Here is a 13,223-nt window from a genome sequence, read left to right on the forward strand (position 1 = left end):
GTGGCGATTTCGCACACAAGCCACCTGCGTTTCCTCATATTCTATCTATGATCAAGAGCTTTTCAAATGCATTTGAAGCGCTTTTTTGTCGATTTTGCCAACGATTGTTTTTGGCAATTCATCGATAATAATAATTTTTTTAGGGATTTTGTAGTGACCTAATTCGTTTCGACATAGTGTCTCCACTTCTTCAACTAGCGTATCTGTCTCATGTTGGCAAACAATAAATGCCGTTACAATTTCGCCCCAATAGTTATCCGGTACCCCGATGACTGCCGCTTCTTTTACGAGCTGATGACGCAATAAACATTGCTCTACCTCTTGTGGATAAACATTTTCACCACCACTAATTATCATTTCTTTCCTGCGACCGACAATATAGAAATAACCATCCTCATCCATTGTGGCTAAATCACCGGTCCTTAACCACCCATCACGTATCGTATTATCAGTTTCCTGCTGATTATTCCAATAAAATCTAAACATATGCTTACCTCTGACAAATAGCTCTCCTACCTCATGAGCAGTGCAATTTTCCCCCTCTTTATTCATAATTTTTGCTTCATTAAATTGCATGCTTTTCCCTACTGCTCCTTTTTTTAAATAGGCATCTTCACGAGAAATATAAAAATTATTCGGCCCAGCCTCCGTTAATCCATAGCCTTCTTTAAAATAAAGTCCCTTGTTAAAAAATGCATCGTATATCGGGAGTGGACACGGTGCCCCGCCAGATAAGAACACTTTCACAGATGGAAAATTACTTATCTGGAAGTAATTTGTTGAAATCATTGCCTGATACATTGTTGGAACAAATAAAGAAATGGTTGTCTTATAATGATTAATTGCTCTAAGTGCCGTTTCCGCTTCGAACTTATCACCAATTACCACCGTACCTCCTGCCATAAGCAACGGGATGGATAAAGCATTTAGCCCTCCTGTATGGAACATCGGCATATAGTTTAACGTGCAGTCTTTTTCACATAGCCCCCAACTAATAATTGTATTAATTGCATTCCAATTAACAGAATTAAAGGACAAAACTACCCCCTTTGCTTTACCGGTAGTGCCACCTGTATAAATCATTAGCCAAGGTTCATTTAAATCCATTTCTATCGTGCTAGGAACAGTTTCTGATTGTTGAACTTGTTGGATGGGATACATATTTTTTAGTTGTAAAGGACAACGAATGGCCTGATCATAAAGAAGCAAGGAAGGTGTAGCATCTGCAATAATTTCGTTTAGTTCCTTCGTATTCAGGCGCCAATTTAAAGGGACATAAATAAGTCCTCGCAATCCACAAGCAAATAAAATGGCAAATAGATGCATGTTATTTCTAGCAAAAACCGCTACACGACTACCAGTCTGTAAACCTTGTTCTTCGAAAAAACAGCTCCATTTTGCAATTTCATGTGTTAACTCTTGATATGTCCATTGTTCCTTTGTTTCTAGGTTAACTAATGCTAAACGATGCGGTGTTAAAGATGCACGATTTAAAATCCAAGCTTGCTCTGCAAACATCTTGAACTCCTCCTTTATCACATCATAATAGCGCCATCCACATGGAGAGTATGGCCATGGACATAGGAAGCCTCTTCAGATGCTAAAAATAAATAAGCATTAGCGATATCCCTCGGTGTTCCTAATCTTTGAAGCGGCACAATCGAACGCATTTTTTCTAGCACTGTTTCAGGCATCTTTTTAACCATATCTGTCTCTGTAAAGCCTGGTGCTACAGCATTTACGTTAATCCCTTTCCGCCCAAGCTCTTTTGCCCATGTTTTCGTCATACCTACAATCGCAGCCTTTGTCGCAGCATAATTTGTTTGACCAACATTTCCATAAACCCCACTTACAGAGGAAGTATTAATAATTTTACCGTATCCAGCAGCAACCATATGGGGGCTAACCTCTTGCGTGCAGTGGAAGACCCCTGATAGGTTTACATCAAGCACTTGCTGAAATTGATCCTCCGTCATTTTTGTCAGCATTGCATCACGTGTTATACCTGCGTTATTGACTAAAATATCAATACGTCCAGCTTGCGCAATTACTGTTGTCACAAGCTTTTTTACACTGTCTCTGTCAGCAACATCAACCTGCACAAACGTAGCTTTTTCACCTAGTTGATTCGCTGCGATAATCCCCGCATTGTCATCAAAATCAGCAATAAAAACAATGGCTCCTTCTTCAATAAACCGTTCTGCAGCTGCAAATCCGATGCCATTTGCAGCCCCTGTAATAATTGCTACTTTATTGTGTAAGCGCATTATGTTTCCCTCCAAATTGTAAAAATGTTTCGATTTCTAACGAAAGCTGCTGTAAATCATCAATAAGAGGAGAATGACCACAATTTTTTAAGCTGACAAACTGCGCATGCTTAGGTAAATCGTGCATTGTTTCATCCTTCATTTGCTCTGTTATGACTAAATCACGTTCTCCCCTTAACACTAAAATTGGAATGTTAATTTGTTGTACTTCGTTCGTCCCTTTTGCCACTTCATTGTCGACAGCACTCACATTAAATGTATTTAATGCATGATAAACTTCAGCTAGATTTCTTTGCGTCAGCATATCTTCTACATATTCATCATAGTGAACAGAATCTGGCTTCTGCTCTGTATAAATCAGTGCATCCCAAATTGATTTTAAGCCTTGCGCATTTTTTGTATCATAGAAACCTTGTACAGTCTTAGTTTTAGACGTATCTACGAGTACTTCTTCATAGGTGGAAGCTCTTTTGAACGAAGATTGATTACCCGTTCCTAAATCACTGTAAAATGGATAGCCTCTAGTCGAAGCCGAAGCTAATAAAATCAGCCGTTGACAATAACCAGGATAATTTGCGACAAACTGCATACTCACCGCTCCACCTGTAGACCAGCCAATCAGATCAAAGTGTTTTAATGCAAGCGCATCTACAAATAGTTTGACATCGTCACTAAAATCTTTAATTGAGGTAATTGGTTGATGATAAGAAGAACCTCCAAAACCGCGTAAATCCATGGCATATATCGTGTATTTTGCATCTAAAGCTTCCACTAGCACATCCCAGTGCTTTGAGGAGGTCATATTGCCATGAATTAATAATAAAGTATGGCTACCCCCGTCACGTTTACGATAAGCAATTGTTTCCCCATTTAATAGTTGAACTGTTTGTAACATTGCGCTTCCTCCCTATCCCCAACGAATTGTAATAGCTCCCCAGACATAGCCTATACCAGCACTTACAAGTGTTACGATGTCCCCATCGTGAATACGTTTTTCCTCTAATGCCAGCTGTAATGATAAAATTTGATCGATTTGTCCAATATGACCGTAGTTTTCTAAGTAAATGGATTGTTCCTCTTGTAAGCCAAGTTCTGACAATATATACGCATGTGCAGACTTTTTCATATGAAGCATCGCTAGGTAGCTAATATTTTCTTCTCTTAATCCACTCTTCGCTAAAGACGATCGAATGACCTTCAAAAAATTATTTAATGATTTTTGTTCAAGCCGCTCCTTCATGCCTACTGGATCTAATACATCTAATTGATATCGATTTTGTGCTAAATGCTCAGGAGTTAGTGGCTTCTTTGTACCTCCAACAGGGACTACAACATCCTCTGAAAAAGAACCATCCGTCATAATATCTGCCTCTAGCAGGTGGTTTCTATCATAATTCTTTTGTAAAACAATAGCACCTCCACCGGCACCCAAGTTATACATAAAGCGTGTTCGTGGATTTTGATAATCTATAAAATCAACATTACGATAGCCACCTGCGAGTAAGACGGTGTGAATAGCTTCATCCGATTCCATTAAACTTTTTGCTAATTTAAGTGCCATAATCGTCGTACCACATCGTAATTGCACATCAAATGCCCAAGCATTGACAGCTCCAAGTTCGTCTTGCATTTTAATTGATGCCGTCCAAAGTGGATATTCCTTATGTTCCTCTCCTATATAAATTACAACATCAATTGTTTTTGGCTCAATCCCCGCCTTTTGTAAGGCTTCTTGTGCAGCCCAAATGCCCATTTGCACAGTATGATCCTGTTCACCAGGAATTGGCTTTTCGTGTATGCCCATCTTCTGGCGAATAATGTGCTCGGGAATAGACGAATGATGGGCTATTTCGCTTGATGTCATTTTCGTTTGTGGAATATAAATACCTGTACTGACTATGCCTACAGTCATTCAAATCGCTCCTTCTCATGCGACAGTGCAGATGGTGTTTTCCGTCTTTTTTTAAGCTTTATTCTCCATTTCCATACCATGAGCCGGATAGAACCGATGATCCCTTTTGGAAAGAAGATTACGGCTAAAATATAGAGAATCCCGAAGAAAATAATCCATCGCTCGAAAATTGGATAATCCCTAGCTAATCCTGAAAGTGTATGCTGTGCATATTCAATGACCGCTGCACCAAGCAGTGGTCCAACTAATGTGCCTACACCTCCTATAATCGTCATTAACAATGCATCAAGTGTAATGTCCATCGTCATAACACTTGTATTCACAAAACGCAGTGACAACGCATAGAGAGAACCTGCTATGCTTGCTACAGTTCCTGCCACAATTGATGCGATTACTTTGTAATGTAGAGTGTGAAAACCTAATGATTTCGTTCTTTGCTCATTTTCTCGCACAGCAATTAATATACGTCCCGTTGGCGACTGAACAAATCGATAGAGGGCAATAAAAATTACAACTAAGCATGCTAATACAAAATAATAAAATGTGATTCGATCTTTAAAAATTTCTGGTGCTCTAAACGTAAATCCGTCATTGCCATATGTAATGGAACGCCATTTTTCAGCAACAACTAGAAACAGTCCAGAAAAGGCGAGTGTAAGCATTGCAAAAAAGTGACTTTTTAAACGCAATGTTAGTAATCCAACTAGGAAGCTTACAATACCTGCTACAAACATCCCAATCACAATAGACAATAAAAAGATGGAAAGCGTCGTATCGACTTGTTTCAGCATTACGGCTGTTGTATAAGCTCCGATTCCGAAGAACATCGCATGCCCAAATGAGACGATACCCGTATACCCGAGCAAAATATCGTAACTCATTGCTAAAATACCAAAGATAAAAATTTGCGTTAATAAAATGATGAGTGTCCTCGAGTCATTAACAAATGGAAGAAGAACGAGAATAGCTAGCAGTAAAACAAAACTTAGATGTTTCCACGTCAGCTTTTTTATCATGTCGATCTCTCCTTTCCGATTGTAAATAAGCCTTGAGGTCGGAAAATTAACACGATCGCCATTAAAATCATATTGACAGCAAGCGATAACACAGGCACATAATAAGCCATAAAGCTACCAGCGAGCCCAACTAAAATGGCAGCAAGCAGTGAACCAGAAAAACTCCCCATTCCACCAATGACAACGACGATAAAGCCTAAAATAGCATATTCCATCCCCATCTCGGCATAAATAACTCCTGAATATGGCGCCATTAACATGCCACTCAATGCCGCTAACGCCGCACCTACCATAAAGACATATAAAAATACTTGTTTAATATGAATACCAAGCGCCTGCGCCATTTCTTTATCCTGTACACCCGCTCGTACTATTAGCCCGATTTTTGTTCGTTTTAGCATGTATTGGAAAATACCGAAAATCACAAAACCTACTATAATGATAAATAATCGATATTTAATAATAATGACATCACCTATTTCCCAGCTTCCCGCTAAATAGCTAGGTGTTTTTACTGATACACCATTTGGTCCAAAAACGACTTTAATCATCTCTTGTAAAACAAGCATTAACCCTAAAGTAATTAAAATTTGTTGGATATGATTGCCGTATACCGGTGTAATAATAAACTTCTCCGTCAGTAAGCCTAAAATAGCACCTGCGACGATTGCTCCTATAATGCCAATTAAAAAGCTTTCTGTGTACATATACGTAAATATCCCGGCGTAAGCGCCCCATACAAATAATCCACCGTGAGCAAAATTTAATACATCCATTAGCCCAAAAATTAACGTCAGTCCTGCTGCAAGCAAAAAGATTAACATGCCTGTAGCAAGCCCGTTGATTACTAAATTTACGATTAGCTCCAACGAAACACACCCCCTTTATCCGATTCCAAGATATTTACGTTTCAACTCTTCATTTTGGATAAGTTCTTTCATGTTTCCTGAATGTACCGTTCGACCATCATCGATTAATGTGTACGTGTCACCAATTCGACTCGCCATTATAAAGTTTTGCTCTACAAGGACAATGGACGTTTGCTTTTTCATTTCAACGATTGCCTCCATTACTTTCTCAACAACAATCGGTGCAAGTCCTTTTGACGGCTCATCTATTAAAATTAATTTACTGTCATTGATAAATGCTCTTGCCATTGACAGCATTTGCTTTTGACCACCTGAAAGATGACCACCAGCCTTTTTCCAAAATTTCTTTAAATCTGGAAAAAGCTCGAGAACATATTGTTGCCGCTCCATTGCCGCATTGTCTTCCTTGCGCATGGCAACTTTCATATTTTCCTCTACCGTTAAATCCGCAAAAATCCCTTGATTTTCAGGTACATAGCCAATGCCTAGTTTAGCCACTTTGTGAGTGGGGCTTTTTTTTATCGATTTCATTCGAAATTCAACATCCCCTTTAGAAGCGGGTGTTAGCCCCATAATGGTTTTTAAAGTGGTCGTTTTTCCTGCGCCATTTCTCCCTAGTAAGACACTGACCTGTCCTTCAAGCGCTTCAAAATTTACCCCTTGCAAAATATGGTATTGCCCAATATGTGTATGAACATCATTTAATTTCAGTAAGGTGTTCATCGTACAGCCCCCCTAAATAGGCATTTTGAACAGTTTCATTTTGCATAATGGCATCTGGTGTTCCATCTGCAAGAAGCTGACCATTAAATAACACCATAATGGAGTCTGACAAATCTAAAATCATATCCATCTTGTGTTCAATAAGCAAAATTGTTTTGTCTCCATTATTTTTTATCGTACGAATCACCTCTAAAATGGCAGGTACTTCTTCTAATGACATGCCAGCAGTAGGTTCATCGAGCAGTAAAATTTCTGTATCTAGCGCTAGCAACATGGCAATTTCTAATTTTCTCTTTTCACCATGGGACAGCATCGTCGTCAGCGCATCTCTTTTATTATCAAGCAAAACAAGCGTCAATAGTTCCTCCGCTTTTTCTGTAATTGCCTTATAACTTTTATGATGGCGAAACAATTGATAGCGTATTTTTTCTTTAGATTGCACTGCTAGACGAACGTTCTCTAAAACAGTTAAATTCGGAAAAACATTTGTAATTTGAAATGACCGTCCTAGTCCCATGCGCGTCCTTTCAACCGATGATACTTGTGCAAGTGATTGCCCTTTGAAAATCACATCACCAGTAGTAGGCTTTAACTCCCCACTAATTAAATTAAAAAAGGTCGTTTTTCCTGCTCCATTTGGTCCAATAATTGATTTCAAATGTTTTTCAGGCATCGTAAAGTTCACTTGATCGACTGCTGTATGGCCACCAAAACGAATTGTTAAATTTTCTGTTCGTAAAATGGGCTCCATTTCAATCTCCTTTCTAGCGTTTCTATCACTCTTCATCTGCTCTCAACAGAAATGAGATGAAAAGAGACAGAACTACGTATTTTTCTGTCTCTCGATTGTTAGGGAAAAGTCTAGTTCATAACAGGTGGCGCAGTTTCCTCAGGGCTTAGTTCACGAATTAGCACTGGCACTGGGTAATCAACACCTTCTTGTTGTTCTAAGCGAATAGAATACATTGACTGTAAAGCTTGATGATCTTCTTCTCGAAAAGTCATCTTGCCTTTTGGTGTCTCAAAGGACATACCTTCCATAATGCCGATTAGTTTCTTTGCATCTGCGTCCCCTTGTGATTTTTTCAATGCTTCTACAATTGAAATAGCAGCCGACATCCCACCAGGGGTAAATAAATCTGGTACTTCATTAAAGCGTTTTTGGTGCTCATCTACTAACCATTTATTCACATCATTTTGCGGTAACGTATGATAATAAACCGAGAATCCTTCCATTCCTATTAGCGGATTCATAAACTTTAGGGCGATAATATCGGGCGCACCTGTAGAAATTTTTATACCTTTTTCTTGAATTTTAAGATCGGCAATTTGATTCCAAGGCGAGTTTGCCCCAGCCCATACGACAAATAAATAATCTGGCTTAGCATCAATTACCTTTTGTAAATTAGAGGTAAAGTCTGTTGCAGCTGGATCTGCATACTCCTCTAACACAATTTCAGCACCTAGTTTCTCCGCAGCTGTTTTAAATGCCTTCACACCATCCCATCCGAATGAATAATCTGGTGCAAACGTTGCGATTTTCACGCCTTTGCCTGCGATTGCAGCAGCTGCTGCATATGCATCCTGTGAAGAGTTACGTCCTGTGCGGAATATATAGTCATTAAATTCAGCACCTGTAATACTATCTGCTACGGCTGGTTCAACAACCATAATTTTCTCGTATTCCTCTGCTAGCGGTAATACAGCGAGCGTGTCACCTGAGCTAGATGAGCCAACTAAAAAATCTACCTTATCATCCTCTAATAGCTTTGTAGCCTTCTGTACCGCTACCTCAGGTTTCGTTTCTGTATCTTCATACACAATTTCGATTTTTTTACCATTTACCTCCATACTGCCGTTTGTTGCATATTCAATGCCTAAATCAAAACCACGTTGTGTTTGCTTACCATATGATTCGAGGGCACCTGTCAACGAAGCAAGTACTCCGATTTTAATTGTGCCCCCCTCAGTTTTCACTGCAGACCCATTATCCTCATCATTTGAAGCAGGCTCATCTGCTGAATTTTCTTTTGCCCCTTCTCCATTGCAAGCCACCATCATCAGTGATAAAACGGCTAACAGTAATAATAACCAAACCTTTTTCATCCCAAAACCCCTTTCAAAATGAGTTGTAAAGAAAGCGCTTTCGTTGCTATGCACTTACTATATAAAAGTCCAGTTACAAATCAGTTACAAATTTCTTTCGCTAAAATAAGAAAATAAAAAAAGAGTCCAGTACAAGACCGAACTCAAGATAAATACAGGTTTTTGACCCTACAAGAAAGAAGACCGATTTGATTCGATTACTCGATCTAACCACTCGCTCACAAGTACATAAAAAATATTGGATTGTTCAATTTGTAGGTTATGTCCTGCCCGATCTAAAATCGAGAATGTTGCTCTTGGAAATAACTCTATCACGTCAAAAGCATCCTTATAGCCTACTACCGCATCTTGTTTTCCTAATAAAAAGAGACTTGGTTGATGAAAAATAATATCCTCTAGGTGAAATGAAAAGCCGTAGCTTTGTTGAATTTTTTCTAGAAAATGCTCATCTGCTATATGGCAACCGGCTAACACCTCATTTGTATATCGTTTCCAGTTATATTCATCAAGGACAACTTGGTTCGAACTAAAATCGTCTACTTCTTGTTTCGTTAATGTGGCTAAAAATGTTTGATCTTCAGCTATGATCGAATGTGCCGGCACTGTTCGATCTCGCTTTTCTGGTAAAATCAAAGGACAAATAAAAGCAGCACCTAAAATGCGATCTCTATGAGTTTGCATAATACCTCTTGTTAAATAGCCACCATATGATTCACCCACTATTACATAAGGTTGATTCGGCACGAATGTCTTTATAAACTCTAGTACAGTTGCTAACATTTCATCTGAATTGCTGATATTTTCATAGTCTTCTGTCTTGCCCATGCCTGGGAGATCAATATAAATACGCCTCCAGCCATCACTCTCTTTAAAAATCGGTTCCATACATCCTTTCATAAGGCGATGATCTGGGGAAAATCCATGTAACATAATGATCGGTATTCCTTCACCTATCACTTCATAATAAATATTTGCATTCGTTACTTTACAAAATGGCATGCGTGCCCCTCCAATATTTCAATGTATAAGTGTGCTAATTCATTATTAAATCAAAAACAGCCATTGTCGATTCCATCGGAGATGTACTGAGTTCTTTTTGTAATTGTTGCACACATTTTTCATACCACTTTAATGCAAGAGATCGGTTCCCTAATTGATAGTAACTATACATTAAAAGACGGTACCCTTCCTCCCAAAGTATATCTTCTTGAATCATCTTTTCGGCATAAAAAATAGCTTGTTTAAACTGTTGTTGTCGTGTTGCATTTTGCGCTAATCGTTCAAGTACTTCAATATATAAAGTTTGCAGTTTGTCACGATCTTGCGTCAGCCAATCGATTTGCTTTTTTTCAGCATATAATACATCTGTGTAACTATTAGCAGCGATTTGCAACCACTCATCTGACAATAGTGGATCAAATTCTTCCATACCTAGCGCATAATAATAATGAAAACGTTCTGCATCGATATGCAAAAATTGAATATGCTGTAGTTGATACATATTATTTTTACGATGAATAAAGAAGCTATCTTGACGAGCATTTCGATTCGGTTCAAGCACTTTTAATAAAGTGTTTAAAACTACTTTAAAGTCCCGATCTAATGTTTCTACTGACCGCTCTGGCCATAATGCTTGTGCAATTTCCTCTTTGGGCATATACCTATGGCGATGGCAATATAAATAGACAAAAAGCTCCTTCGACTTTTCTCGCTGCCATTCTTTGTCTCCTAATTTACGATGATTTCTAATTAAATTTAAACTACCAAATAAATTTATTTGCATTTCATCAGCAGGATAAACGATATTCCCTTCCATTTGAAAATAATTGCGCATCACATGAATCGCTGTATTGTCTTCACTACAGCTCTCGCTATACTGTAATAGCTCATAAAAAATCGTTAAATTCGTTGGACCGAGAATCGTTTTTCTTTGAAAAAAATAATCGTAGCCATAGTCAATACAATAACTAGCAAAATGCTGAAAACAATGTGTAAATGCTATTGCATTATTTTCTTTGAAGGCGATAACAGATTGATAGAAATAAACATGCATTTCCCCATATTGATCACCACAATCAAGGAATAGCTTTTGTGCCTTTGATAAAATTTGTTTTGCCTCTTGCCATTCATTACAAGAAATCATCACTTTCACTTCAGCTAGTAAAATAAGTGCTGTCATCCAAGCATCTTGTACTTGTTCCGTTTCCTGTAAGCCTAGTGCTAAGTACTTCCGAGCAGCGACGTAATCCCCTCGTGCATGTTTAGCAATTGCAAGTCCCATATATGGTTCAGCCTTTACACGTGAAATATTAATTGCATTCATTAGCGCAATAGCTTTCTCATAAGCATCACAAGCCTCTTCATAATTAGGATAATCTAATAACAATAAAGCATGAGCTTTTCGATTATAGCCAACTGCCTCAATAAAAATGGACTTTTCACGTATCCCTCTCCGAATACCATGCTGTGCAGAATACCAAGCTTCTTCGCCCTGACCTAATAAGGCGAAAACGAACGATGCTAAAAGCTCACTTTCCCTGTGTGTCGCTACCAATTGAGGGGGCATTTCCAATCTTTCAATCAATAGATTTTTTGCCTCCAACAGCTGTCCCGTTCTTAACAATATCCGCACATCAACATTCGCTCTATACAAAACAGCTTCACTTAAATTTACTTTTTCTATAAATTGTTTTGCCTTTTGCGCTTTTCCTAAATTCACTAAATTTTCAGTATACTGTCGTTGTAATTCTATATGTTCTTCATTGCTTAATGACGCAACAGGAGCTAATTGTAATGCTTGTTTTAAATAGGGCTCTGCTAAAGCAGGCTGAATTGTATCAAGATAAATGTGAGCTAATCCAGCCTGTGCCTTCGTCATAAAGAGTGCATCGTTGTTCCTTTTAGCAAGCTGCTCACTCATTTCGTAAGCATGTTTCGCTTTTTCATAATAGGCACGATAGCGGTGGCACTCCCCTTCAAAAAAATACAAACGGTAAAACTTTATTTTTACATCTGTCGAAAAACGATGAATTTTCTCTAACAGCCATTCAAACTGACCAGCTTTCACTATACTCTCAGCATGGTCTTGCAGTAGTTCACCACTAAAATTTGCATCATTTGATTTAAATGCATGATGTAAAATGGCATGAACATTGTTGTTATTGACGTAATATAAAGCAGCCTTTTTATGCAAATTCATATAGTGTGTCGGAAATTGCTTCCACTTCATCTCTAAAAATCGGCTAAATAACGCATGAAAACGATAGGAGCCATTCTCAGCAACTGGTTGAATAAACAGATGTTTCTTTAATAACTGTTTTAGCGTGTCGGCGGTTTCTCTATTATAAAATTGTGTAATTAATTCCACTGAGAAAGTAGGGAAAATAGCTAAATTGAGTAGTGCATCTTGCTCGGATTTACGCATCTTTAAAAATACTTCTTCTGATAAGTAGGAAAACAGATCATTTGAATGAATAGTTAACCAGTAATCTAATGCTTCATTGTTCCATTGCTCAGCTAGCAATGCAATGCTGATTGCCCAACCTTCTGTAATATTTAATACTTTCGATATTTCATTTTCCGATAGTTGTATCGCTGCATAATCTTCAAAAAAAACGGCAATTTCTTCATCTGTAAATGCTAAATCCGCTTCTGTAATAAAATGTGCTTTCATGTGCATTTTTAGTTTTCTAATAATATCCCAATTCGGTAATGTTCTAGAGGCAAAGATAAAGTGAATATTTGGAGGTGAAAATTCAATGATTTTCTCCATTACATAGTTAATATGAAATTCATGGTCTACTAAATGGTAGTCGTCAATAACGACGAAAAAGTTCTCTTGTATCTCACATAAGCTATTAACAAATAGCTTATACCACCGATTCAATTCTTCGATTTTCGGAAAGCGTGATAGCTGATTCCAATTATCAAATTGTTCACCAAAAAGCGGTATAATTCGTCTAATACTATGAAATAAATGTCTTAGGAAGGGTAATATGTTATCGTCCTCTTCTGAAACACTATACCAAGAGAATTTACTTGATTCCGCATGTAAAAATTGTGCAAGGATAGTGGTCTTACCGTATCCAGCACCACTATGAATAAATGTACAAGTATGTCCAAGACCTTTTTTCAGTTTTTTCATTAATGACGCTCTACGAATACAATGACTAGATGGACTAGGTGGAATACACTTCGATTGAATAATAATATCTGCTGTCATTACTTACACTTACCTCCCCCATAATTACAGTAATACGGGTTGTGACATAAACTACATGCCATTCTTTGCGAATAGTTAAATTATTGACATTTTACCATATACTATATG

At 38.0% G+C, this 13,223-nt stretch carries 11 protein-coding genes; all 11 read right to left on the reverse strand.

The annotated features are described in order from the left end of the window. Positions 1 to 51 precede the first annotated feature (51 nt). The 11 genes from ACIP9C_RS13870 to ACIP9C_RS13920 all read right to left on the reverse strand — a co-directional run bounded on the left by ACIP9C_RS13870 (position 52) and on the right by ACIP9C_RS13920 (position 13,115). Positions 52 to 1,518: a class I adenylate-forming enzyme family protein gene (locus ACIP9C_RS13870; protein WP_401011471.1), complete on the reverse strand. Its 1,467-nt coding sequence runs from the start codon at positions 1,516 to 1,518 to the stop codon at positions 52 to 54. A 17-nt stretch (positions 1,519 to 1,535) separates the two neighbouring features. After that, positions 1,536 to 2,267 carry a 3-oxoacyl-ACP reductase FabG gene (gene fabG / locus ACIP9C_RS13875; protein ID WP_401011472.1) on the reverse strand — a complete coding sequence of 244 codons (732 nt, stop codon included), beginning with the start codon at positions 2,265 to 2,267 and terminating at the stop codon, positions 1,536 to 1,538. Then, positions 2,251 to 3,162, reverse strand: a complete 912-nt coding sequence (phaZ, locus tag ACIP9C_RS13880; protein ID WP_401011474.1) for an intracellular short-chain-length polyhydroxyalkanoate depolymerase — start codon at positions 3,160 to 3,162, stop codon at positions 2,251 to 2,253. Before phaZ ends, fabG begins: the two co-directional genes overlap by 17 nt. A gap of 12 nt (positions 3,163 to 3,174) precedes the next feature. Continuing rightward, positions 3,175 to 4,179 (reverse strand): 3-oxoacyl-ACP synthase, encoded by a 1,005-nt coding sequence (locus tag ACIP9C_RS13885; protein ID WP_401011475.1) that lies wholly within the window; start codon positions 4,177 to 4,179, stop codon positions 3,175 to 3,177. Next, entirely contained in the window at positions 4,176 to 5,195 is a 1,020-nt protein-coding gene (locus tag ACIP9C_RS13890; protein WP_401011477.1) for a branched-chain amino acid ABC transporter permease, read from the reverse strand. The genes ACIP9C_RS13885 and ACIP9C_RS13890 overlap by 4 nt, the downstream gene beginning before the upstream one ends. Beyond that, positions 5,192 to 6,064 (reverse strand): branched-chain amino acid ABC transporter permease, encoded by an 873-nt coding sequence (locus ACIP9C_RS13895; protein WP_401011479.1) that lies wholly within the window; start codon positions 6,062 to 6,064, stop codon positions 5,192 to 5,194. Before ACIP9C_RS13895 ends, ACIP9C_RS13890 begins: the two co-directional genes overlap by 4 nt. A gap of 15 nt (positions 6,065 to 6,079) precedes the next feature. Further along, positions 6,080 to 6,787: an ABC transporter ATP-binding protein gene (locus tag ACIP9C_RS13900; protein ID WP_401011481.1), complete on the reverse strand. Its 708-nt coding sequence runs from the start codon at positions 6,785 to 6,787 to the stop codon at positions 6,080 to 6,082. Continuing rightward, a complete protein-coding gene (locus ACIP9C_RS13905; protein WP_401011483.1) occupies positions 6,762 to 7,538 on the reverse strand; it encodes an ABC transporter ATP-binding protein in 777 nt (258 codons plus the stop codon). The genes ACIP9C_RS13900 and ACIP9C_RS13905 overlap by 26 nt, the downstream gene beginning before the upstream one ends. Before the next feature lie 110 nt (positions 7,539 to 7,648). Continuing rightward, positions 7,649 to 8,893, reverse strand: a complete 1,245-nt coding sequence (locus tag ACIP9C_RS13910) for a substrate-binding domain-containing protein (RefSeq protein WP_401011485.1) — start codon at positions 8,891 to 8,893, stop codon at positions 7,649 to 7,651. Positions 8,894 to 9,061: 168 nt separating this feature from the next. Further along, entirely contained in the window at positions 9,062 to 9,892 is an 831-nt protein-coding gene (locus tag ACIP9C_RS13915; protein WP_401011487.1) for an alpha/beta fold hydrolase, read from the reverse strand. 34 nt (positions 9,893 to 9,926) lie between these two features. Beyond that, positions 9,927 to 13,115: a BTAD domain-containing putative transcriptional regulator gene (locus tag ACIP9C_RS13920; protein WP_401011489.1), complete on the reverse strand. Its 3,189-nt coding sequence runs from the start codon at positions 13,113 to 13,115 to the stop codon at positions 9,927 to 9,929. Positions 13,116 to 13,223: the final 108 nt, after the last annotated feature.

This window comes from Lysinibacillus sp. NPDC093210, assembly GCF_044753985.1.
In the GTDB taxonomy this organism is placed as follows: domain Bacteria; phylum Bacillota; class Bacilli; order Bacillales_A; family Planococcaceae; genus Lysinibacillus.